General features: G+C 58.5%; 20 protein-coding genes. 12 read left to right on the top strand and 8 right to left on the bottom strand.

Features of this window, described 5'->3' with window-relative positions; all coding sequences use genetic code 11:
- Positions 1 to 270: 270 nt before the first annotated feature.
- Positions 271 to 1,143, top strand: coding sequence for an amino acid ABC transporter substrate-binding protein (locus tag ABI171_RS06795; RefSeq protein ID WP_348091827.1), 873 nt, complete (start codon positions 271 to 273; stop codon positions 1,141 to 1,143).
- Between the two features lie 237 nt (positions 1,144 to 1,380).
- Here ABI171_RS06795 and ABI171_RS06800 read toward each other — a convergent pair whose 3' ends face one another.
- The 4 genes from ABI171_RS06800 to ABI171_RS06815 all read right to left on the bottom strand — a co-directional run bounded on the left by ABI171_RS06800 (position 1,381) and on the right by ABI171_RS06815 (position 7,198).
- Positions 1,381 to 2,520, bottom strand: coding sequence for a nucleoside hydrolase (locus tag ABI171_RS06800; protein ID WP_348091828.1), 1,140 nt, complete (start codon positions 2,518 to 2,520; stop codon positions 1,381 to 1,383).
- A gap of 91 nt (positions 2,521 to 2,611) precedes the next feature.
- Entirely contained in the window at positions 2,612 to 3,592 is a 981-nt protein-coding gene (locus ABI171_RS06805; RefSeq protein ID WP_348091829.1) for an alpha/beta hydrolase, read from the bottom strand.
- Positions 3,593 to 3,704: 112 nt separating this feature from the next.
- Positions 3,705 to 5,984, bottom strand: a complete 2,280-nt coding sequence (locus ABI171_RS06810; protein WP_348091830.1) for a TonB-dependent receptor — start codon at positions 5,982 to 5,984, stop codon at positions 3,705 to 3,707.
- A gap of 485 nt (positions 5,985 to 6,469) precedes the next feature.
- Positions 6,470 to 7,198, bottom strand: a complete 729-nt coding sequence (locus tag ABI171_RS06815) for a GntR family transcriptional regulator (protein WP_348091831.1) — start codon at positions 7,196 to 7,198, stop codon at positions 6,470 to 6,472.
- A gap of 295 nt (positions 7,199 to 7,493) precedes the next feature.
- Between ABI171_RS06815 and ABI171_RS06820 the strand changes: the two genes are divergently transcribed.
- From ABI171_RS06820 to ABI171_RS06855, 8 genes are all read left to right on the top strand, one after another.
- Positions 7,494 to 9,032, top strand: a complete 1,539-nt coding sequence (locus ABI171_RS06820; RefSeq protein ID WP_348091832.1) for an ABC transporter ATP-binding protein — start codon at positions 7,494 to 7,496, stop codon at positions 9,030 to 9,032.
- The gene (locus ABI171_RS06825; protein ID WP_348091833.1) at positions 9,025 to 10,113 is read left to right on the top strand and encodes an ABC transporter permease; all 1,089 of its coding nucleotides are present in this window, start codon (positions 9,025 to 9,027) and stop codon (positions 10,111 to 10,113) included. Before ABI171_RS06820 ends, ABI171_RS06825 begins: the two co-directional genes overlap by 8 nt.
- 1 nt (position 10,114) lies before the next feature.
- Entirely contained in the window at positions 10,115 to 11,035 is a 921-nt protein-coding gene (locus ABI171_RS06830) for an ABC transporter permease (protein WP_348091834.1), read from the top strand.
- Between the two features lie 53 nt (positions 11,036 to 11,088).
- Positions 11,089 to 12,228, top strand: a complete 1,140-nt coding sequence (locus ABI171_RS06835) for a BMP family ABC transporter substrate-binding protein (protein WP_348091835.1) — start codon at positions 11,089 to 11,091, stop codon at positions 12,226 to 12,228.
- 65 nt (positions 12,229 to 12,293) lie between these two features.
- Positions 12,294 to 12,851 carry a flavin reductase family protein gene (locus ABI171_RS06840; RefSeq protein WP_348091836.1) on the top strand — a complete coding sequence of 186 codons (558 nt, stop codon included), beginning with the start codon at positions 12,294 to 12,296 and terminating at the stop codon, positions 12,849 to 12,851.
- A 185-nt stretch (positions 12,852 to 13,036) separates the two neighbouring features.
- Positions 13,037 to 14,167, top strand: coding sequence for a sterol desaturase family protein (locus ABI171_RS06845; protein ID WP_348091860.1), 1,131 nt, complete (start codon positions 13,037 to 13,039; stop codon positions 14,165 to 14,167).
- Between the two features lie 28 nt (positions 14,168 to 14,195).
- Positions 14,196 to 14,570 (top strand): hypothetical protein, encoded by a 375-nt coding sequence (locus tag ABI171_RS06850; protein WP_348091837.1) that lies wholly within the window; start codon positions 14,196 to 14,198, stop codon positions 14,568 to 14,570.
- A 264-nt stretch (positions 14,571 to 14,834) separates the two neighbouring features.
- On the top strand, positions 14,835 to 15,113 hold the full coding sequence (locus ABI171_RS06855; protein WP_348091838.1) for a hypothetical protein: 279 nt from the start codon (positions 14,835 to 14,837) through the stop codon (positions 15,111 to 15,113).
- Between the two features lie 211 nt (positions 15,114 to 15,324).
- Here the strand turns inward: ABI171_RS06855 and ABI171_RS06860 are convergent, their stop codons facing one another.
- From ABI171_RS06860 to ABI171_RS06875, 4 genes are all read right to left on the bottom strand, one after another.
- Entirely contained in the window at positions 15,325 to 15,777 is a 453-nt protein-coding gene (locus tag ABI171_RS06860; RefSeq protein ID WP_348091839.1) for a nuclear transport factor 2 family protein, read from the bottom strand.
- Positions 15,778 to 15,900: 123 nt separating this feature from the next.
- Positions 15,901 to 17,478, bottom strand: coding sequence for an aldehyde dehydrogenase (NADP(+)) (locus ABI171_RS06865; protein ID WP_348091840.1), 1,578 nt, complete (start codon positions 17,476 to 17,478; stop codon positions 15,901 to 15,903).
- A gap of 501 nt (positions 17,479 to 17,979) precedes the next feature.
- On the bottom strand, positions 17,980 to 18,891 hold the full coding sequence (kdgD, locus tag ABI171_RS06870; RefSeq protein WP_348091841.1) for a 5-dehydro-4-deoxyglucarate dehydratase: 912 nt from the start codon (positions 18,889 to 18,891) through the stop codon (positions 17,980 to 17,982).
- Between the two features lie 274 nt (positions 18,892 to 19,165).
- Positions 19,166 to 19,924 carry a FadR/GntR family transcriptional regulator gene (locus ABI171_RS06875; protein WP_348091842.1) on the bottom strand — a complete coding sequence of 253 codons (759 nt, stop codon included), beginning with the start codon at positions 19,922 to 19,924 and terminating at the stop codon, positions 19,166 to 19,168.
- 233 nt (positions 19,925 to 20,157) lie between these two features.
- Between ABI171_RS06875 and ABI171_RS06880 the strand changes: the two genes are divergently transcribed.
- From ABI171_RS06880 to ABI171_RS06890, 3 genes are all read left to right on the top strand, one after another.
- Positions 20,158 to 21,510: an MFS transporter gene (locus ABI171_RS06880; RefSeq protein WP_348091861.1), complete on the top strand. Its 1,353-nt coding sequence runs from the start codon at positions 20,158 to 20,160 to the stop codon at positions 21,508 to 21,510.
- A complete protein-coding gene (gene garD / locus ABI171_RS06885; protein ID WP_348091843.1) occupies positions 21,507 to 23,087 on the top strand; it encodes a galactarate dehydratase in 1,581 nt (526 codons plus the stop codon). The genes ABI171_RS06880 and garD overlap by 4 nt, the downstream gene beginning before the upstream one ends.
- A 61-nt stretch (positions 23,088 to 23,148) precedes the next feature.
- Positions 23,149 to 24,222, top strand: coding sequence for a beta-propeller fold lactonase family protein (locus tag ABI171_RS06890; protein WP_348091844.1), 1,074 nt, complete (start codon positions 23,149 to 23,151; stop codon positions 24,220 to 24,222).
- Positions 24,223 to 24,247 lie beyond the last annotated feature (25 nt).

Raw genomic sequence — 24,247 nt, forward strand, 5'->3', positions numbered from 1 at the left:
GGGTCGTTTACAGCCGCTCGCATCGGATGCGACGCCGCAGTTCAAGTCTGCACTGATGCAGCTAAATCGCAGGACCCGGTTCCGAGAATTGGCGCTTTGATCACACGCAAAAAAATCATGTAGTCGATTTGTAACAGCTGGCGCAAGTGCATGAAGTACTGCTATATTGTCGCGAGGAAATGAGCACCCTCATTGATATTTTTGTCCGCCGCCGGCCATGCCCGCGGCGGCCGTTAGCGACCTATCGGAGTCTTTTATATGCGCGGTGCGATGAAACATGGTTTGACCTTGTTATGTATTTTGACACCACTGGCCGCCAGCGCCGCCGACACTCTCAGCAAGATCCGCGATAGCCAGACCATTACCTTCGCCTATCGCGAAACCGCACCGTTTTCCTACACCGATGACAACAAGCAGATCGTCGGTTATTCCATTGACATGTGTCTGAAAATCGCTGATGCGGTCAAGCGCGAACTGAAGCTGCCGAATCTCAAGGTGGCGTATCTGCCTGTCGATTCCACCACGCGCTTTTCCAGCATCATCGATGGCAAGGCCGATATGGAATGCGGCTCTACCACTAACAATGCCGAGCGTCGCACTCGCGTCGGTTTCACCGTGCCGAACTTTTTTTCCAGCGTGCGCATGATCGTCAAGAAGGGCAGCGACATCAAGAACTGGTCGGACCTGCGCGGCAAGACGATCGTCATCACCAAGAGCACCACCACTATCGACCTGGTCAACGAGCGTAGCAATGTGCGCTCTCTGAACATCAAGGTGCTGGAAGCCAAGGATGATGCCGAATCGTTTGCTTTCGTCGAGCAGGGCAAGGCTGATGCCTACGCCATGGACGACGTGCTGTTGTATAGCTTGCGCGCCACCGCGAAGACGCCATCCGATTTTACCGTGCTGGGCGATCCGCTCTCGATCGAACAGTATTCGCTGATGTTCCGCAAAGACGATCCGGCCTTCAAGCAGCTGGTGGACAAGGAGATGGTGCGGATGATCCATGAGGGCGATTTCCAGAAGATCTACAGCTCCTGGTTCACCCAGCCGCACGGCGTCAAGAAAATCAACATGGGCATGCCTATGGGTTATCTGCTGCGCGATTCGCTGCTCTATCCATCGGACAAGACCGCACAGTAAACGTATAAAAAATCTTCCGAGGAAAACACGGAAATTTCCAGGTTTTCCCGTGCTTTCCGTGAGCAACAGGTTTCTTGATTAGTTGCCCAGCTCAGATGAACTGTAAAAAGTGCATATTGATTGCTGCATCGTCGTCCCCGCGAACGCGGGGACCCAGTCTACGTACGTGATCTAACATGGATTCCCGCGTTCGCGGGAATGACCCGGTCTGGAATGACCCGGTCGGGAATGATGCTCTTATTTTTTCGGCGCCGGCGGCGTCGGCAGGTTCATCAGCCGGGCCATCATCTTTTCAAATGCAGGCACATTAACTTCACGCACCACGGTGCTCACCTGGGCAATCAGACCCGGCGGCGCATAGGCTGCAGGCCAGGACAGGGTATTGCCGTAGCCGGCGCCGAAGTCGGTATCGATGCTGACGTACAACTGGTCGGATTGTTTGATCAGCGTCGGATCGAGCCACACCGCAGTTGCCAACTCATCCCATAACGGAAAGCCGGTTTCGGTATTTTTCTTCACCAGTTGCGCCAGTGGCGTACCGGACTTGGTCATGTCGTCCAGCAGTTTCTTGCTCAGTTCGGTCGCGGTGGATGGATCGGCCGGCACCATGACGATATGTTTCCACGGCGCGCGCAAGGCGATCTTGGCGGCTTCCGGATCCCAGCGGAAATTGAATTCCAGCCGCGGCGAGTTGATGTATTCGCGCGCAAACTGTTCAGCCGATGCCGAAGGCAGCACCTGGTGCGGATTCAGGCTGCCACCCATGTAGACGATTTCCTTTGCTGTGGCGGCAAAGCTCGGATCGAGGCTGATCGCCAACGCCACATTGGTCATCGGACCGGTCGCCAGGATCGTCACCTGTCCGGGAAATTCGTGCACCTTCCTGATCATGAAGTTGGCGGCGATTTCCGACGACGGTTTGGTATGCGGCATACCTTCCGGCAGCTGCGGTACGAAATCATGCGCGTGATAGTTCGGCTGGCTCTGGATGGTGCCGTCCGGCCATTTCTCATCTGTCCAGGCACCCTTGTAATACAACTTTCCGTACAGCGCCTCCCAACGACGCGTGGCTTCCTGCGTATTCAGCAAAGGAAAAGTGGAACCGGGAATCACCGGAATATCGCTGCGGCCGATGACTTCCAGCGTGCGCAGCGCATGTGCGATATTCTCATCGCGCCAGGTCGAACCGCTGACAATGGTAATCCCCAGCACCTCCACATCAGGGGACTGGATCGCCATCAGTTGCGCCGCTCGCGGGCCGCCGATGTCGTCGTCGATAATCACTTTGCGCTTGCCCTCTGCTTGCGCCTGCAATGGTAGTGTCGCTGATACGGCAAGTCCCAGCATGAATGCCGCCGATAACATTCGACGTTTCATTGAATTCGGTTTCATAAGACGCTTTCAAACGGAAAATGTAAAAACACAGGCGATGTCATCGCCATCGATACGAATAATGTCTGACGAAGTGTTATTGCAAAAATGGTTGCAGCACCGACAGGAAGGCATCGGGCGTTTCTATCATTGGCGCATGGCCGCTGTCGGGAATGATCTTCAATTCAGCGCCGGGAATCCTGGAAGCAAAATAGCGGCCGTCTTTCAAGGGCAGCAAGGCATCGTACCGGCCCCATATCACCAGGGTCGGAATGGTGATCGCGCCTAGCTTGTCATCCACGGTTTCGTTAAGCAGTGCGGGATTGCGAATCGAACTGATGGTCCATGCATCACCTTTGGACAAGCTCCATTCCAGACCACCGCGTAATGCCTGATCGGTTTGGTAGGAGGAAGCGTGAAAAATACTGGCCAGTAGTTTTTTCTCGCCGGCCAGTGATGCGGAGACCTCGGTTTTCTTGCCGGGCGCCGACGCCGTGAATTGTCGTTTCATCGTGGCATACAGGCCTGCGGAATCTGACAACACCAGCCGGGAAGGTTTGGGTAGCGCCAATGACGGCCCGGCCGCTACTCCTTGCAAAGCTTGAATCGTATATTGCGCGGATATCCAGCCACCGAGCGATTCGCCGACCAGCGTAAAGTCGCTTATCCGATTCTGGCGCAGAAATTCCCCCAGAAAATCCACCCAGGTCTGAATCCCGAAGTCAATTTGCGGTTTGTCGGAGTTGCCGAATCCAAGCTGGTCCAGCGCCAGTATCCGATGCGTCTGCGCCAGCGGCAACATGACACGTCCCCAATCGCCCTTGGCGCTGCTACCCAGGCCATGCACCAGTACGATCACCGGCCCGCTTCCGATATCGTAATAACGAATTTTGGCGCCGAACAGCACGGCAGTTTTTTGTTCCGGCAATTCGTTCGCATCGGATTGCGCGGCGTTTGCCGATGTCGCTGAAAAAGCAGCGATACCGATCACCACTGCGGAATACACATACATAGCGATCTGCCGCCAACGTCTGGCTGACTCAAATGGCGCGCAGCTTGTGGCGGTATTGGTATGCATGGATTTCCAGGGTGTAGAGTGGTCACAGGATTTTTGTCTGCGCAGAACCCGGGAGTGGCCTTCACTTGAGGAAGGTCGCTCCCGGAGAGTGCAAAAGCAAACTGCCGGCCAGTTAGAAATTCGACCGGAACTGCACGCCGAACACCCGCGGCTCGTTGATGAAAGCCGTCAGGTTATCGAAGTCGATGCCACCCACCGCCACTGTCTTGTTGGTGATATTTCGCGCAAACGCCGCCACTTCGTACTTGTCGCCGTCCCATTTATATCCCATCCGCAAACCGCCTTCCAGCAACGGCTTGCCGGTGAACTCGGTAGAGTTGTACAGGAGGAAATTGATCTTGCTGCGATACGCCCAGTCGGTGTAGAAGTACAGTTCATCGTTGTTACCCAGCGGGATGCCGTAGCGCGCAGTGACGTTGGCGATCCATTTCGGCGCCTGTGGCAAAGGATTGCCGTCGATCGAGTACAAGCCCGGCCGCGCCTGGGTATTCAGCACGGTGCAGGACGCGCAACCGGCTACCAGCAGGTTCGGATCGCGGATCTGGGTAAAGTTGTAGCTGCCGCCGAAAGTCACGCGCAGGCGTTCGCTCAGGTTGGCTTCCAGATCCAGCTCGGCGCCGTGGCCGACGCTCTTGGCGGCGTTGACCAGCATGATCGAGTTGGAGGCACCCCCCACCGCAGTCAGCTGCTGGTTCTTGACGTCGAAGGTGTAGATGCTGAAGTTGGCGCGGGCGCGGCGGTTGAAGAGGTCGGCCTTGATCCCGGCTTCATAGGAAGTGATGGTCTCGGCGTTGGCGACAGTGATCGGCACAGAGGACGACGGCGCCGCAATACTCGGCGCGCGGAAGCCGGTGGCCACCCGCGCATAGGTCGTGATGTCGTTGTTCAGCGCATAGTTGGCGCTGGCGTCCCAGCTGACATTCGACTTGCTTTCGCTGATGGAGCCGGGGCCGGTGAAGGTCACATTGTTGGCGACTTCGTTGGTGAAATCCTTCTTGTCCTCGGTATAGCGCAAGCCGCCGCGCAGCTTGAAGCGATCGCTGACGTCATAGGTCAGCGAACCGAACGCCGCATAAGCGGTATTCTTCTGGCGATTCTGCAGATAGCTGGTTTGCAGCTGTGTGGTGCTGCTGAAGTTGGAGCTGTTGCCGGCCACGTCTTCATAAAAATAGTACAAACCGGTTTGCCAGTTGAGCGGACCGTCGTTTTTCGACTCGACCCGGAATTCCTGTGAAAATTGCTTGTGGTCGGCAATGCCGCCGCCGGTCTGCACCTGGAACGGAATGAAGCCCGGGCCGGTCGGCGTACCGCCATCGATATCGCCGCGGCTGAAATAGCTGGAGATGGTTTCATAACCGGTGATCGAATACAGCTTGACTTGGTCCAGATTCCACGACAGCCGCGCGCTGCCGCCGGCGGTATGCAGCGACTGCGTATTCATGGCGTTGGTGGTGACGGTGCCTGGATCGAAGCCGGGGACGAAACCGTTGCTGCCTTTCTCCAGGATATTCGCGCGGAACAGTTGCGCATTGCCTTCCGAAGCGCGCGAATGCAGATTGAACAAGGCATTGAACGTGCCGTCCGGCTTGTACAGGAATTGCAGCCGGCCGGCGCGTTCGTTGTAGCCGCCCATGCTGCCGGTCGGGCCGCCGCCGTTGTTGGTGATCCAGTCGTCGCGGTGTTCCACCAGCGTCGAGAAACGCATTGCCCACTGGTCGCTGAGCGGCACGTTGACCGCCGCTTCGACATTGGCGGTATTGTAGGTGCCGTCGGAGACGCTGTAGTAACCGGAAACCTTGTCCAGGCTAGGCTTGGCCGAATCGAACTTGACCACGCCGGCGGGAGTGTTGCGGCCGAACAGCGTGCCTTGCGGGCCGCGCAAGACTTCGACCCCGGCCATGTCGAACATCGGGAAGCCTTTGAGTGCGGCGTTTTCCTGCACCACATCGTCGTATATCAACGATACCGGCTGCGAGGCGAAGGCGGAAAAATCGGTATTGCCGTAGCCGCGGATGTAAAAGCGCGGGAAGGTGCGGCCGTTCGATGATTCGATGTTCAGGCTCGGCACCTTGGCGGCCAGCACGCGGATATCCTGGCCGCCGGAGTTGAGTACGTCCAGGGTCTCGCCTTTGATCAGGGTTACCGAGATCGGTACGTCCTTGATTTTTTCGACTTTGCGCTGCGCTGTCACGGTCATGGTTTCCAGCTGCAGGGACGAGCCATCCTTAGACGCCGCCGGGGTGGCGGCAGCAGTGGCGGTGGCAGTGGTCGCTGGCGCCGTGCTGCCAGCCGTCTGTGCCATGGCCGCGCCGAACGGCAAGGCGGCTCCCAGTGTCAGCACCATCTTGTGCGCGCAACGCATATGGGCGCGTGCCCTCGCTTTTTTTCCCATTTTCCATCCCTCTGTTGTCGACGTTAATATCCGAAAAATTCGAACCTGCTGTTTTTTGTTATGTCTGCTCTGTGCATTCGTGTTCTGTCCGGAGGTCGCCAAAGTATCGCGGCGCCTGACCGGAACGGATACCCACAACGCAAAGACCGTGCCAGAATTTTTCCTGACAGGAAGAAAGAGAAAATCAGTATGTCGATTTGTATCGAAAATATATTGTATACATACGAGAAATCATTTTTTGCGCAAATGATTTTGTATGAATGATAAGCACACGCGATAAAAAGAGTGTCGTACGCGGCTAAAAATAACGCCATCTAATGGTGAGCGTCGCGCCAAAGTAGGGAGAATGGACGGTCGCAAGAACCTGATTAGTGCGCTGGCGTGCTGCAAAATGGCGACATTCTGAAATAACTTGTATACACTTTATGCCTGTTTGGCCGGACCAGGTTGTGCCCTAAGATAGGTCCGGAAATCACCGGCTTTGCTTATGCGAGGTCGAGTATTTCCGCCAGGTTGACCTCGTGTTCGTCGTCGCTGAGGCGCAGGGCGCGTTCGATATCGAGCAGATGCCGGTCCATCATGGCGATCGCTTTTACAGTGTCGCCGCCGGCGATGGCGTCGATCAGGTCTTCATGCTCGTGGTTCGGGCAGGGAGTCTTGTTGGGCGCCTGGTACAGGGCGATGATCAGGGAGCAGCGCGAGACCAGTTCGCGCAGGAAGCGGGTCAGTACCGGATTGCCGGCTGTCTCGGACAACAGGATATGGAATTCGCCGCCGAGACGTATCCATTTTGGATGGTCGCCGCTATGAAAGGACGCATGTTCTTCTTTAACGATCTGGCGCAACCGGGCGATCTGGGCGCGTGTCGCATGCTCCACCGCCAGCGGCACGATGGCGGCTTCGATGGCGCGCCGCGCCGCGAAAATCTCGCGCGTCTCTTGCGGCGTCGGCTGCGCAATGATGGCGCCGCGGTTCGGCCGCAATTCAAGGATATGGTCATGCGCCAGGCGCTGGATGGCCTTGCGCACGATGGTGCGGCTGACGGCGAACAAGTCGCACAGACTGGCTTCGGTCAGCTTGGTGCCCGGCGGCAGGCGCTGGCTCATGACCGCTTTCAGCACCGAATCGTAGATTTTCTGGTCGACCACGCCGCTGCCCCGGGTGGATGCGGGCCTGGCCGAAACGGGGGCGGCGTCGCCGGACTTTTTCTTCATGGGCTTTGTTTTCATTTTCCGATTACCAGTCTGCTGTCATGCTACCGCAAATCATCGCTGCCAAACATAGGACAAACTCGCAGGCAGGAAACGCGCCAGGCAGTATCGGCGGTGGCGGGATTCGTCTGGCATGCAGTTTGCTTTTGCAGTAGCTTGATGGCGGCAAAACATTGTTTTGTAATCCGCCGGTAAGCAGCTGGGTGATGTAGCATGTTGTCTGGGTTCGCCGGGGCTGGCAGGCGCAATCATGCTGGCATCATTTTGCAACAGTCTTTCATTGACACAGGCAGAAGAAGTGACTTCAACCATACCGCGTCTGCAGATCGCCCATATCCGCAAAGCCTATCCCGGCGTGCTGGCGAACGACGACATCAATCTTTCAGTCGCGCCCGGCGAAATCCATGCCGTGCTTGGCGAAAACGGCGCCGGCAAATCGACGCTGATGAAAATCATCTTCGGCACGGTCAAGCCGGATGCCGGCGAGATTTTCTGGAATGGCGAACTGGCGCATATCGCCAATCCGCATATTGCGCGCCAGCTCGGCATCGCCATGGTGTTCCAGCATTTTTCCCTGTTCGATACGCTCACCGTCGCCGAAAACATCGCGCTCGGCCTGGCCTCCGATGTCAGCATGCCGCAGTTGGTGACGCAAATCCGCCAGACCGGCGAGAAGTACGGGCTGGAGCTGGAGCCGCATCGGCACGTGCATACCTTGTCGGTCGGCGAGCGGCAGCGGGTGGAAATCGTACGCGCCTTGCTGACCAATCCACAGTTGCTGATCCTGGACGAGCCGACCTCGGTGCTGACGCCTCAGGCGGTCGACAAGCTGTTCGTCACTCTGCGCAAGCTGGCCGCCGAAGGCTGCAGCATCTTGTACATCAGCCACAAGCTGGATGAGATCCGCGCCTTGTGCCATAGCGCTACCGTGATGCGCAACGGTAAAGTCACCGGCATTTGCGACCCGCGCAATGAAACCAGCGCCGGCCTTTCGCGCATGATGATCGGCGATGAGCTGGTGCGCCTGCAGCGCGAACGCAATCCCGATTCGCTGCGCAGCGAACGCAAGCTGCACCTTAATCGGTTAAGCCTGCCGAAAGCGCATCTGTTCGCCACCGAGCTGAAAAATATCGAATGCGAAGTGCGCGCCGGTGAAATCGTCGGCATCGCCGGCGTTTCCGGCAACGGCCAGCAGGAATTGCTGGCGGCGCTCTCCGGCGAAGACCAGCGTGCTGCGCCCAACATGGTGATGTTGTGCGGCCGTGCGGCCGGCCAGCTGGCGCCTAATCCGCGCCGCGCGCTCGGCCTCGGGCTGGTGCCGGAAGAACGGCTGGGACGCGGCGCGGTGCCGACCTTGTCCCTGGCTTCCAATATGCTGCTGTCGCATCAGAAATCGCCTTACGTCAAGCGCGGCATGATCGATTTCGCCTACGCCCGCAAGAGCGCGGCGTCCATCATCGAACGCTTCAAGGTCAAGGCAAGCGGCCCCGATGCGCTGGCCAAGAGCCTGTCTGGCGGCAACCTGCAAAAATTCATTGTCGGCCGCGAGCTGGAGCGCAAGCCAGGCGTCTTCATCGTCGCCCAGCCGACCTGGGGTGTGGATGTTGGCGCCGCAGCGCAGATCCATGCCGAGATTCTCGCTTTGAAACAGGAAGGCTGTGCTGTGCTGATTATTTCTGAAGAGTTGGATGAGTTGTTTGCCCTGTGCGATCGTTTGCATGTAATCGCCAAAGGCAAGCTCTCGCCTTCGATCACGATTGAACAGGCTACGCGTGAGCAAATCGGCTTGTGGATGAGCGGTTTGTGGCAGGATGCAGCGGAGGCCGCACATGCATAATCTGTGGCCGTGGAAACTCGAATTGCGCGGCGCGCCGTCGCGCGCCATGACGTATTGGTCGCCGCTGATTGCGATTGTGCTGACCATGTTGCTGGGCGCGCTATTGTTCATCGCGCTGGGCAAGGACCCGCTGGCCGGTCTCAAGGTATTTCTGATCGATCCCTTCAACGGCAAGCGCGCCATCAGCGAGCTGCTGCTGAAATCGATCCCGCTGATACTGTGCGCGCTGGGCCTGGCGGTGTGTTTTCGCGCCAATATCTGGAACATCGGTGCCGAAGGCCAGTTCACTGTCGGCGCGCTGTTTTCCGGCGCCATGCTGGTGTTTCTCGATGTGCCCAACCATCCGATTCCGGGCAACGTCGGCCTGGTCCTGATGGTACTTGCCGGCATCGTCGGCGGCGCTTTCTGGGCCAGCATCACGGCGCTGCTGCGCGACCGCTTCAACGCCAATGAAATCCTGGTCTCGCTGATGCTGACCTACGTCGCCCAGTTGCTGCTGATGTATGCGGTGAACGGGCCCTTGAAAGACCCGAACGGCATGAACTTCCCGCAATCGAAAGTGTTCTCCGACGAATTCATGCTGCCGATGCTGTTGAGCGGCACGCGCTTGCATATCGGTTTCGCCGTGACGCTGATACTGGCGGTGGTGATGACGGTGTTTATGACGCGCAGCTTCCGCGGCTTTTCGCTGATGGTCGGCGGCGTTGCTCCGCATGCCGCGCGCTATGCCGGTTTTTCCAGTCGCAGCGCCTTGTGGGTCTCGCTGCTGATTTCGGGCGGCTTCGCCGGCCTCGCGGGTGCGTTTGAAATCGCCGGGCCGATCGGGCAGTTGTTGCCATCGGTATCGCCGGGCTACGGCTTTGCGGCCATCATCGTCGCCTTCATCGGCCGCTTGCATCCGGTCGGCGCGGTATTGGGCGGGCTGGTGATGTCGTTGCTGTATCTTGGCGGCGAGCTGGCGCAATCGCGGCTCGGCTTGCCGTCGGCGATCACTGGCGTGTTCCAGGGCATGCTGCTGTTCTTGCTGCTGGCCAGCGATACCTTGATCAATTACCGCTTGCGCCGGAAAGCGAGGGTCTGACATGGAGCAACTGGCTTCACTCATCGCGGCATCGATCAACGCCGGCACACCCTTGCTGCTGGCGGCGCTCGGCTTGCTGATCAACGAACGAGCCGGCGTCCTCAACCTCGGTGCGGAAGGCATGATGCTGGTGGCCGCCATCGCCGGGTTTGCGGTCGGCTACAGCACCCACAGCCCGATGCTCGGTTTTCTCGCGGGCGCGCTCAGCGGGGTGCTGATGGCGGCGCTGTTTTCCTGGCTGGCGCTGGTGCTGGCTACCAATCAGGTGGCGACCGGTCTGGCGTTGTCGATTTTCGGCGCCGGACTGTCCGCTTTCCTCGGCCAGAGCCTGGTCGGCCTTGGCCTGCCTGCGCAAACCATGGGAATTCCATTTCTCAGGGATATTCCCTTCCTCGGTCCGGCCTTGTTCCAGCAGCATTGGATGAGTTATGTGGCCCTGCTGTTGTGCGGCGCTATCGCCTGGTTCATCTATCGCACTCGTGCCGGGCTGGTCTTGCGCGCCATCGGCGAATCGCCGGAATCGGCGCACGCCCTGGGCTATCCCGTGCGTTGGATACGCTTTGCCGCGTTGCTGTTCGGCGGCGCCTGCTGCGGTCTCGCCGGGGCTTACCTGTCGCTGGTGTATACGCCGATGTGGGTGGAGGGGCTGGTGTCTGGCCGCGGCTGGATCGCGCTGGCGCTGACCGCATTCGCCACCTGGCGGCCGTTGCGCGTGCTGCTTGGCGCGTTGCTGTTCGGCGGTGTGACGATCTTGCAGTTTTACCTGCAAGGCATGGGAGTGAATATTCCGTCGCAGGTGTTGTCGATGGCGCCGTATGTGGCGACCATCGTGGTGCTGGCGCTGATTTCGCGCAATCCGGACTGGATCCGTTTGAACATGCCGGCGTCGCTGGGCAAGCCGTTCAAGCCGGATGCAAGTTGAGCAGTAAATTTGACCGTAGGTTTACCAACCATCAACACAGAGGGAGATAAGCAATGAAGATTTCACGCAGGGCATCACTTGCAATGCTCGCCGCACTGACCGCAGCCACGCTGATCGGCTGTGGCAAGAAAGACGAGCCGGCGGCGCCGGCAGCCGCTGTCGTACCGGCCGCGGCGCCAGCCAAGGCTGACCCGTTGAAGGTTGCCTTTGTCTATATCGGCCCGGTCGGCGATGCCGGCTGGACCTTTGCCCATGACCAGGGCCGCAAGGCGGTCGATGCAAAATTCGGCGACAAGGTAAAAACCACTTTTGTCGAAAATGTCCCTGAATCGGCGGCCGATGCCGAGCGCGTATTTCGCCAGCTGGCGGTCGACGGCAACAAGCTGATTTTCGGTACCAGCTTCGGCTACATGGAAGCGATGCTCAAGGTCGCCAAGGAATTCCCGGATGTCAAATTCGAACACGCCACCGGCTTCAAGACTGCCGACAACCTGGCGCAGTACGATGTCCGCACCTATGAGGGCGCGTACCTGGCCGGCGTCGTCGCCGGCAAGATCAGCAAATCGGGCAAGCTGGGCGTGGTCGGCTCGGTGCCGATTCCTGAAGTGATCCGCAACATCGACGCGTTTACTCTCGGTGCGCGTTCGGTCAATCCGAAAGCCACTACCCGCGTCGTATGGGTCAACAAATGGTTCGATCCGGGCAAGGAACGCGAAGCCGCCACCACGCTGATCGGCCAGGGCGTCGACGTGCTGATGCAGAACACCGATTCCGCGGCTGTGGTCCAGACCGCGCAGGAAAAAGGCGTGGCGGCATTCGGCTGGGATAGCGACATGACCAGCTTCGGCGCCAAGGCGCATCAGGCGGCATCGATGATCAACTGGGGCGTGTATTACGACAAGCGTGTCGGCGAAGTGCTCGACGGCAGCTGGAAAACCGGCACCAGCTGGATCGGCCTGAAAGACGAAGGCATCGATCTCGGCGCCTTCAATCCAAGCTTGCCGGACGACGTCAAGGCACTGGTCGCAGAACGCAAGAAAGGCATCATCGACGGCAGCGCACCGATCTGGAAAGGCCCGATCATCGACAACACCGGCAAGGAAGTGGTGGCCAAGGATGCGGTCGCCGACGACGCTTTCCTGCACGGCATCAAATTCTATGTGCAAGGCGTGGAAGGCAAGGTACCGGGCTGATAGTCCGCAGCTCAGCGCGGAGCGGCCTGTCCGTTCCGCGCTTCCTGTACAGAATGGAGGGCAACATGAAAGTCGCCGCCAAGCAGGATTTCCCGGTGTGGGAAATCCGCCGCTACCTGGAACCGGGGCCGATCGTCCTGATCAGCTCGAAGTGGAAAAAACAAACCAACATCATGACTTTGGGTTGGCAAACGGTGATGGAATTCTCGCCGTCGCTGGTCGGCTGCATCATCGCCGGCGGCAATCACAGCTTCGCGCTGATTCGCAATAGCCGCGAATGCGTGATCAATATTCCGTCCGCGAAACTGGTCGACAAGGTGGTCGGCATTGGCAACTGCTCGGGCGACGAGATCGACAAATTCCAGGAATTCAATCTGACTCCGGTCAAAGCCAGCAAAGTGAAAGCGCCGATGATCCAGGAATGCTTCGTCAGCCTGGAATGCAAGCTGGCCGACGATAGCCTGATCGACAAATACAATTTCTTCATCTTCGAAGTGGTCAAGGCGCACCGCGCGCCCACCCCCAAACACCCGCAGACGCTGCACTATGCCGGTAACGGCGAATTCATGGTGTCGGGCAGGCGCATCAGCCGCCGTGCCGGATTCCGGCCGGAATACCTTTGACAAGGCCGGGCCGGCGTTAAATATATTGTTGCTGTTGCAATTAGGCAACGGATAAGCGCAAGTCCCGTTGCTATACTCCATTTTCTTTCCTATTTCATATCGAGACGCATATGCCTGACCAGGATCCGACGTCGAAGCCTACGGCGCGCGCCAAGTCCCCCAACATCGCCAGCCTTACCAGCGCCATGGTGGAAGATACCGCTAGCATCCTGCAGCAGAGCGGCGAGCTGCAGCCCGGCTCCGGCATCATTACCAGCGTGATTGCTCTCAGTCTCGGTTTTCTCAGCCTGCTCGGCGTGCTGGCGTTTCACTACCCGCAATACCTGACCACGCCTGAACTGCGCCATGTGTATTCCGTCAGCCTGATGCGTCAGATACTGTTCGGCGCCTTGCTGGTCGCCGGCGTCCTGTCGCTGGCGAATATCCTGTTCGGCCGCCACCGCTCCCTGAACTTCTCCGCGCTGGTGATGGTGCTGGTCGCGGTGGCGTGGGGTGGCTCCAAGGTCGCCGTCGGCGATTTTCCAGACCACACGCCGTACATCGGCCTCGACTGGTTCATCATCGATCTGCTCGGCTCGACCCTGATTTTCGTGCTGATCGAAAAGATGTTCCCGCTATACCGGAAACAAGCAATTTTCCGCTTCGAATGGCAGACCGACCTGGTGCATTTTGCGGTCAACCATTTCATCATCGGCCTGGCGCTGCTGGTGGTCAACGTCATGATCCACCGCGTGTTCGGCTGGATGGTGCACGCCGATTTCCAGAACACCGTGGCCGCCATCAGCTTCATTCCGCAACTGCTGCTGTGCATGCTGGTGGCCGACCTGATGGAATACGGCGCCCACCGCGCCTATCACGAGGTGCCTTTCCTGTGGCGCTTCCATTCGGTGCACCACAGCGTCAAGACCATGGACTGGCTGGCCGGCTCGCGCCAGCATATCCTAGAACTGATCTGCACCCGGGTGGTGGTGCTGGGTCCGCTGTTCGTGCTCGGCTTCGATAAATCGGTGGTCAACGCCTACATTATCGTGGTCGGTTTCCAGGCGGTGTTCAACCATTCCAACGTGCATCTACCATGGGGCCCGTTGCGCTATATTTTCGTCACGCCGGATTTCCATCACTGGCATCATTCGTCGGAAGAAGAAGCGATCGACAAGAACTACGCCGCACACTTTGCCTTCATCGATTATTTTCTCGGCACCGCGGTCAAGGTAGGGCGTGCTTTTCCGGAGAAATACGGCGTGGTGGGAGATTACATGCCGGACGGATTTATCAAGCAGCAGGCTTTTCCGTTTCGCAAGCAGAAGATAGAGTAGATCGTCATAGAAAATTGATGTGGAAGACATGGAAAGCAAGAATGCAAATCTGCCGCGCTACCTCTATATGGCGAGCGCGATCATCTTGATAGCCGGTTTGCTGATCGCCGGCCTTGTTTATTACTTCGCCGCGGACGGCGGCAACCACGGTCTCGGTTACAGCGTGGTAGGCGGCAACGCCTATGCCGCCGGCGAGTCGAAAGCCTATTTGCGCGATATGGAAATGTATGGCGGCACATCGGGCAGGCTGATCGGCAGCTTCAATCAATGGCTGGCCAGCCTTTGGCATGGCAAGCGGCTGGCTTATGTGCTTGCCATCGCCGCCGCAGTCGCATCCTATGCCTGTTTTTGGCTTGCGCGTGAACTGGAATTGTTCGGATCCGATGGCCAAGAGAATTCGTAACCGGGGTCCGTGCGAAAAGAACGTCTTGCCGGATTCCTGGGCAACAGGTCCCATGACAGATCGAGTTGAGGCGTCTGTCGCCGGTTAGTAATTTCTGTTGAGAAATTAGTTTCCTTAAATGCACATTATCTTTTACACTGACGCAACTGCCGCGCTCAAAGCGCCGGTGGCGGGAAAGAATGGGCAGCATCTCGTCGCTGACAGTTCTTCTTTGTCCGAATTCAAGCTTCAAATCCAATAATTCATAACCAGGGAAAATGCATCATGAAAAAACAAATATCAAGGATTTCACCGGTTCAAACTGCAAAAGTTGTCGCGCTTCTTTATTTCGTCATTTCCTTGCCGTTCGTTATTCTCATGAGCCTGTTTTTTGCAGTGGTGCCAGGAGTGAAGGCGCCGATGACGGGCATGATGTTCGTATTCCCGTTTTTGTATTTGATCTTCGGTTTTATTTTCACTGTCATTGGCGCATGGATTTACAACCTGGTTGCAAAATGGGTTGGTGGCGTTGAATTCACGACGACGGAAATCGAGAACTCCTGATATCGTTTTCCGTGGGTTGACCTGCAATAAGATGAAAATGCCGAGAGAAAGACTTCTCGGCATTTTTTTCGGGCGATGCTGTTGGCCCGGTGGCGATAAGAAAACCTGCTAAGCAGGCGCGAGGTGTGTGAGGGATTTGAACGATGCAACCACACTTGAAGTTCCAATAGATCCGGATAAGGCAGCACGATCGAACCCGAATCGCCACTCTTTATGCATTAAACCGCACTGCCTGCCGAGCCAGCAAGCGCCAATGCCCGTCATGCTTCTTCCACACCATCAAAATCTTTAGCGACACATCCCCTGGCTTGCCTGAATCACTGGTTACCGCCACAAACGTATGCCGCACCACGGCCGTATCTCCGACGATCCCGATGCTCTGGTCTGACAAGGCGATGCTGGCGAAATTCGATTTTCCGCTAGCTAATGCGTCGATGAATTCAGTCTTGTTCTGCACCTTGCCGTTTGAGTGACCGTAACTCAGCTCATCCATCACCAGCGCTTTCAGCGCTGCGCCATCACCTGGATGGTTCATCGCTGCGCGCAATTCTTCCACGACATTCGCTACCGCTTGTTCCTCGCCGGTAGATGCGGCTGCTGCGCTCTGCACCAGCGCCACCGAGCAAATCACGGTGATGCATAACATCATCCATTTCTTGAACATCGACTTCTCCTAGTGGTTGGTCTTGAGTTTTACCGACCAGTCATCGATTCGTCGGCTCAGCGCCGTCACTTCGAGAACCAGCATGGCAGCCGGTGGATTCACATCCCGATTGCCATGTTTGTCTTACGGCGTCAGCAGAGCGCCATCCACCAGACGCGACAAGCCCAACGGATTGCCGTCTTGCAGTGCCGCCGGCAGCAAGTCCGCCGGCAGATCCTGATAGCACACCGGCCGCAGAAAGCGGTCGATGGCGCTGGCGCCGACCGAGGTGCTGCGGCTGTCCGACGTCGCCGGGAACGGGCCGCCATGCACCATCGCATACGACACTTCAACACCTGTCGGATAGCCGTTCACCAGGATGCGACCGGCCTTGCGTTCCAGCGTCGGCAGCAGTTTCTTGGCCAGCGCATGGTCGGCTGCATCGAGTTGCAGCGTCGCAGTCAATTGCCCCGCCAGATGTTCGGCTACCGCGCACATTTCCTCTTCATTTTTGCAAACCACAATGAGCGAGCTCGGGCCGAAGATTTCCTCTTCCAATTGTTCGCTCTCCAGGAAGGTGGCGGCATCGGTGGCAAACAGTGCTGCCTGCGCGGTGCATGGACCGGTCGGGGCAAGTCCTTGTCCTACGCTGTCGACGCCGGCAATGGCGCCCATGCGTTCGATGCCGCTGACATAGGCGCTATGGATGCCCGGGGTCAGCATGGTGCCGGCGGCCTTGGCTTTCAATGCGTTGGTTGCGGCTTCCTGGAACTGCGCCAGGTGTTCGCCGGCCAGGCCGATCACCAGGCCGGGATTGGTGCAGAACTGGCCGACGCCCATGGTCAGCGAATCGACGAAGGCGCTGCCGATCTGGGCTGCGCGTGCGGCCAGCGCATTTGGCAGCAGGAACATCGGGTTGATGCTGCTCATTTCGGCGTAGACCGGAATCGGTTCGCGGCGTTGGGCGGCGGCGCGCATCAGAGCCAGGCCGCCCTGGCGTGAACCGGTGAAGCCGACCGCCTTGATGGCGGGATGGCTGACCAGCGCCTGGCCGACGACATTGCCGTTGCCGATGATGAGGGAGAACACGCCTTCGGGCAGTTTGCAGGCGGCGACTGCTTGCTGGATGACGCGGCCTACCAGTTCCGAAGTGCCGGGATGCGCGCTGTGGGCTTTGACTACTACCGGGCAGCCGGCGGCTAGCGCCGCTGCGGTGTCGCCGCCGGCGACTGAGAACGCTAACGGAAAATTGCTGGCGCCGAAGACGGCTACCGGGCCGAGGGCGATCTTGCGCAGGCGCAGGTCGGAGCGGGGTGGGGTGCGTTCCGGGAGCGCTGAATCGAGGGTGGCGCCGAGATGGTGGCCGTCGCGGATGACTTTGGCGAACAGGCGTAGCTGGCCTACCGTGCGGGCGCGTTCGCCTTCGATGCGGGCGGTTGGCAGGCCGGATTCCTGGGTGGCGCGTTCGATTAGCGCGGTGCCGAGGGCCAGGATGCCGGTGGCGATGTCTTCCAGGAATTGGGCGCGTTGGTCTGGGGTTGTTTCGCGGTAGGTGTCGAAGGCTTGTTGGGCCAGGGTGCAGGCACGGTCGACGTCGGCTGTGCTGCCGGCGCCGAAGTCGGGGCCGATTTTTTCGTTGGTGGCGGGGTTGATGGCGCGGAGTGTGCCTTCGCTGCCCTTTACTGCGGATTGGCCGATGAGCATTTCGCCGGTGATATTCATTTATCTGTCCTTGGTATTTTCTGCAAATTGGAAGCGAAGCAGTTAAATGGGGTCAGAGTTTTTTTACGACAGTTTCATCGTCGTAAATTACTCTGACCCCTTTTAACTGACTACGGAGTACATGCGTTGGTATTCGATGTTCGGTCGTCGTTACTTGAGACGGGTGCTACTCCGTGTATACAAGCCGGGGGTAGCCCGGCAGCTACTTACTTTCTTTTGCTTGCCTGCGCGGCTCGGCCAAAAGAAAGTAAGCAAAGAAAAGGCGACCGCAAAGCCCTTGCCTTCCCTACGGTCAGGTCCCCAAAAGAGGTACGTGGCAGCCGGATGGGACACAAACTCGCTGCGCTCAAACATGTGTCCCATAATTCCCGACTGCCACGCGTCTCTTTTGGCAAGTTCTCAATGCGGGGTACTTCAAAAACAACGGCAAATTCAAAAGCAACTTCAACGTCAAAAGCAGCAACCCTGCATTTTTGCGAAAGGGCGCTGCTTGCTTGATAATTACTGCGGACCTTGCGCCAGGATCAACGCTTTCAGTTGCTCGCGTTCGTCAGCATTCAAGTCGATCAACGGTGTACGCACCGGGCCGCCGTCGTGGCCGACGATGGTTGCGCCGGCTTTGACTATGCTGACTGCGTAGCCGGCTTTCTTGTTGCGGATGTCCAGGTAGGGCAGGAAGAAATTGTCCAGCAGGCGGCCGGTGGTGGCGTGGTCGTCGTTCTTGATGGCGGTGTAGAAGTCGATTGCCAGCTTCGGCAGGAAATTGAAGACGGCCGAGGAATAGACGGGTACGCCGAGCGCCTTGTATGGCGCGGCGAACAGTTCTGCGGTTGGCAAGCCGCCCAAATACGTCAGGCGGTCGCCGAGGCGGCGGCGGATCGAGACCATCAGCTCGATGTCGCCGATGCCGTCTTTAAAACCGATCAGGTTGGGGCAGCGCGCGGCCAGGGTTTCCACCGAATCGGCGTTCAGACGGCAGATGCCGCGGTTGTAGACGACGACGCCGAACTTGACCGATTTACATACCGCTTCCACGTGCGCCAGCAAACCGTCTTGCGAGGCTTCGGTGAGGTAGTGCGGCATCAGCAGGATGCCTTGCGTGCCGAGGCGTTCGGCTTCTTGCGCGAAAGCGATCGCGGTGCGGGTCGGGCCGCCGGCGCCGGCCAGGATCGGGACTTTGCCACGGCAGGTTTCAACCGCCACCCGCACCACGTTGGAATACTCGGCGGTGGTCAGCGAAAAGAATTCGCCGGTGCCGCCTGCCACAAACAAGGCACTCGCACCGTAGGGCGCCAGCCATTCCAGCCGCTCGGCGTAAGTGCCCGGACGGAAATCGCCCTGCGCATCAAAGTCGGTAATCGGGAAAGACAGCAGGCCGGAGGAAAGTATTTGCTTGAGTTCTTGAGGATTCATGGTCTCGTAGTGGGTAGTGCTGCGGTTGATAACGGAACGCCGCAGCTCGTTGGTGGCATGAGCTGTTTGGCGTTTCGACTTAAGTTATCAGTCATCGTACAACAAAGATTTGCGGCGTGCAAGCCCGGATTGTTGTTGTTTTAGTCAAGAAATGGAAATATTAAAGGTTGCGGGGAGGGGAAAGCGGAGGCGGGTGATGCTTGCGCTGCACCGGCGGCATGGCGCCGGGCAGCAAGGATATGTCGCCAGTGGGCGGCGACAACGATGGACGGAATTACGACATCAGCGCCATGCTGTCCTGCACCTTGCGCAAACGCTCGCGGCTGTTGCTCAGGTGGGTGCGCATGGCGGCGCGGGCGGTTTCCGAATCCTGGCGCACGATCGCATTGTAGATATCCTCATGCTCGCGGTGCACGCGGTCGAGGTAGGTCGCCGGATCGTCATGCGCCAGCCGCGCCGAATTGATGCGGGTGCGCGGAATGATGGTGGTGCCGAGGTGGCTCAGGATGTCGACGAAATAGCGGTTGCCGGTGGCCTGCGCAATATGCAGATGGAACTGCACGTCGGCCGCGACCGAGTCGCCATGCTCGTGCGCGCTCTTCTGGAAGGCATCCAGCGCCAGCCGCATCTGCTTCAGTTGCTCGTCATTGCGGCGCGCCGCCGCCAGCCCCGCGGCTTCGGCTTCCAGGCTGATGCGCAATTCCAGGATCGCCAGGATATCGCGCATGGTGATCACGGTTTCCGGATCGATGTCAAAATTGCTGGCGCCGCTGGCCGCCAGCACGAAGGTGCCGATGCCGTGTCGGGTCTCTACCAGTCCGGAGGCTTGCAGGTGTGAAATCGCTTCGCGGATGACCGTGCGGCTGACGCCCTGGGTGCGCATCAATTCCGACTCGGTCGGCAACTTGTCGCCGGGTTTGCTGCTGCCGTCGCGAATGCTGTCGGCAATGCTGGCGACTACGCTCTGGGCCAGGTTGCGATGCTTCTTGCGCGGGGCGCTCGGAGCGGACTGAGGATTGAGCGGTGTATTCATGGGTAGGGGCCGCAGGATAGGTAAATCTAGTTGCTAATTTAATTAGCGCTGATTATACTACGGATCAAGTTGTAGGATGACTGATAACAGTCTAGCCCTTTGGGTAATTAAAACAATAAAAACAGGCGCAGCAGGTCAAGCGTCGTCACTGGTACACACAGGAGACGTAGTTGAATATCGAGAAAACAGGCGCCCCGGCGCAGTTGCAAGGCCGGCGCGGCAACGTGCGCTACATGATTTTGTTCATGCTGTTCGCGGTGACCACTTTCAATTACGCTGATCGCGCCATCCTTTCCATTGCCGGTACCGCAATGAAGAGCGAAATGGGCTTCGATGCGGTCACCATGGGGTTCATCTTCTCGGCTTTCAGCTGGGCTTATGTGCTGGGTCAATTGCCCGGCGGCTGGCTGCTGGACCGCTACGGTTCCAAGAAAATTTATGCGATCAGCATTTTCGTCTGGTCCTTGTTTACGCTGTTGCAGGGCGGTGTGCATTTTCTTGGCGCGCTGTGGGCGGTGCCGGCGCTGTTCCTGCTGCGCTTCATGGTCGGCCTGGCGGAAGCGCCATCGTTTCCCGCCAACGGCCGCATCGTCGCCGCCTGGTTTCCGACCAGCGAGCGCGGCACGGCGTCGGCCATTTTCAATTCGGCGCAATACTTTGCCACGGTCCTGTTTGCGCCGTTGATGGCGTGGATTACACATGCCTACGGCTGGTCTTACACGTTTGTCGTCATGGGCGGGGTAGGGCTGGTCATCAGCGTGATCTGGCTGCGCGTGATCTATAGCCCGAAAGACCATCCGCGCCTGAGCAGCGCCGAGCTGGCGCATATCCGCGACGGCGGCGGGCTGGTCGAGATGGACCAGGGTTTGAGCGGCGGCGCCGATGGTAGCGCTCCGAAGGTCAACCGCGGCGTAAAACTCGCCTATCTCAAGCAACTGATGAGCAACCGCATGCTGGCCGGCGTTTATATCGGCCAGTATTGCATCAATACGATTACCTATTTCTTCATTACCTGGTTCCCGATCTATCTGGTGCAAGAACGCGGCATGTCGATCCTGAAAGCCGGCTTCGTCGCCTCGTTGCCGGCGGTGTGCGGCTTTCTCGGCGGCGTGCTGGGCGGCCTGATTTCGGACCGCCTGATCAAGCGTGGCGTCTCGTTAACCTGGGCCCGCAAGATACCGATTGTCGCCGGTCTGCTGCTGTCGACTACGATGGTCTTGTGTAACTATGTCGATACCCAATGGATGGTGGTCGGCATCATGGCGCTGGCGTTTTTCGGCAAGGGCGTCGGTGCGCTGGGCTGGGCGGTGGTGGCGGATACTTCGCCAAAAGAGATCATCGGTCTGACCGGCAGTCTGTTCAACATGTTCGGCAATCTCTCCGGGATTACCGCACCGATCGTGATCGGCTACATCATCAAGGAAACCGGCAACTTTGAATGGGCGCTGGTGTATGTCGGCGCCAATGCGCTGGTGGCCGTGATCAGCTATCTGGTGATCGTGAAAGATATCAAGCGCGTGGTGCTCAAGCCGCTGGACGATGCAGGACAACCGTACGAGAAATTATCCGGAGTGGAATCGAGATGAACACTGCAGCAGAAGTGTCGGCCAACGGCAAGCCCTTGTACATAAAAATGCAGGAAGAGGATAACGTCGCCATCGTGGTGAATGATGGCGGGCTGGCGGCAGGCGCGATATTTCCCTGCGGCCTGGTGTTGCGCGACAAGGTCCCGCAAGGTCACAAGGTGGCGCTGCGCGATCTGGCCGAAAGCGCGGCCATCATTCGTTACGGCGTGGCTATCGGCTATGCCTTGCGCGCAATTCCGCAGGGCAGCTGGATCGAAGAATCGCTGGTACGCATGCCGCCGGCGCGCGAGCTGACCAACCTGCCGATAGCGACGCGAGTTCCCGCAGCGGCTGCAGCGCTGGATGGCTATACATTCGAAGGCTATCGCAATGCCGATGGCACCGTCGGCACGCGCAATATCCTGGCGATCAGCACCACGGTGCAATGCGTGTCCGGCGTGGTGGAACACGCGGTCAAGCGCATCAAGGCCGAGCTGCTGCCGAAGTATCCGCATGTCGATGACGTCATCGGCCTGGAGCACACTTATGGTTGTGGCGTGGCGATCGATGCACCGGGCGCCGAGATCCCGATCCGCACCCTGCGCAACATCAGCATGAATCCGAATTTTGGCGGCCAGGCGATGGTGGTCAGCCTCGGTTGCGAAAAATTGCAGCCGGGCCGGCTGTTTCCGCAAGGCGCGATTCCGATCCAGAATACCGGTGGCAAGAAAGACGGTTTGCGTGTGGTCTGCCTGCAAGATGCGGAACATGTCGGGTTTGAATCCATGATCAACTCTATCATGGCGACCGCTGAGGAACAGCTGGGCGAATTGAACCAGCGTCGTCGCGAAACTTGTCCTGCTTCCGAACTGACAGTCGGCGTCCAGTGCGGCGGCAGCGATGCGTTCTCCGGCGTGACCGCCAATCCGGCGGTGGGTTACGCCACCGATCTGCTGGTGCGCGCCGGCGCCACCGTGATGTTTTCCGAAACCACGGAAGTACGCGACGGCATCGACCAGCTCACTGCGCGCGCTGCCAATCCGGAAGTGGCCGCCGCCATGATCCGCGAAATGGCCTGGTACGACGACTACCTGACACGCGGCGGCGTCGATCGCAGCGCCAACACCACGCCTGGTAATAAAAAGGGCGGGCTGGCGAATATCGTGGAAAAAGCCATGGGTTCGATCGTCAAGTCTGGCAGCAGCGTGATTTCAGGCGTGCTCTCTCCGGGCGACAAGGTCAGGCAAAAGGGTCTGATATACGCCGCCACCCCGGCCAGCGATTTCGTCTGCGGCACCTTGCAATTGGCCGCCGGCATGAACCTGCACATCTTCACTACCGGTCGCGGCACGCCCTACGGCCTGGCAGCGGTGCCGGTGATCAAAGTGGCGACACGCAACGACCTGGCGCGCCGCTGGCATGACCTGATGGATGTCAACGCCGGCCGCATCGCCAGCGGCGAAGCCAGCATCGAAGACGTCGGCTGGGAATTGTTCAACCTGATGCTGGACGTCGCCAGCGGCCGCAAGCAGACCTGGGCGGAACACCACAAATTGCATAACGCGTTGACGCTGTTCAATCCTGCGCCGATTACCTGACGCGAATGGAAGCAACGGATTTGGCTGGGCTTTAATAAAAACAAGAGGAGACGGCATGCAGATGAAAAAAGCACAATATGTTTTCCTGGCAGGTTCCCTGCTGCTGGCGTCGGCAAGTTTGGCAAAAACCATGGTGTACGTGTCGAACGCCGACAGCCGCGACATCTATGTCATGGAGCTGAAGCCGGACGGCAGTGCGACGATGGTGGAACAGGTGCCAACCGGCGGCACCGTGATGCCGCTGGCAGTCAGCCCGGACCGCCATGTCTTGTATGCTTCCTTGCGCTCGGTTCCCTATTCGGTCAGCAGCTTCGCCATCAATCAGACAAGCGGAAAACTAGACTTGTTGTCTACCGTGCCGCTGGCCGACAACATGGCCAACCTGGCGACCGACAAGACAGGGAAATTTCTGCTGGCTGCCTCCTACACCGGCAACAGGATTTCCATCAACCGTATCGGTAAGGATGGTGAGGTTGAAGCGCCGGCGCAGACAGTGATCGCTACCCGCGAAAAAGCCCACGCGATAGCCACCGATCCGGCAAATACCCATCTGTTCGCCAGCAATCTTGGCGGCGACATCATCCTGCAATACAAGTTCGATGCAAGCAGCGGCCAGGTGACGCCCAACGATCCGCCGTATGTCGAGACCAAGAGCGGTGCCGGGCCGCGTCATTTTGTGTTCGACCGCCGCGCGCGCTTCGTCTACGGCACCAACGAACTGGATGGGACGTTGAATACCTATGCTTACGATGCCGTTGCCGGCACCATGAAACTGTTGTCTACCGTTTCGCTGTTGCCGAAGGGTTTCAAGGGCGATGCCCTGGCGCCGGCAGATCTGCACCTGACGCCGGACGGCCGTTTCCTGTATGCCTCGGAACGCACTTCCAGTACGCTCAGCGGCTTTGCGGTAGATACTGACAGCGGCGCGCTGACCCTGGTCGGCAGCTTTCCGACCGAGACCCAGCCGCGCGGTTTCAACATCGATCCCAGCGGACGCTATCTGCTGGCGGCCGGACAAAAATCCAATCACATGAGCAGCTACGCGATCGACCAGAAAAGCGGCGAACTGCGCTTGCTGCATCAATACGAAATGGGCAAGAACCCGAACTGGGTCGAGATCATCGATCTTCAATAAAAACACCTGTGACAAGGGAGACGCA

The organism is Collimonas sp., assembly GCF_039923675.1.
In the GTDB taxonomy this organism is placed as follows: Bacteria; Pseudomonadota; Gammaproteobacteria; order Burkholderiales; family Burkholderiaceae_D; genus Collimonas.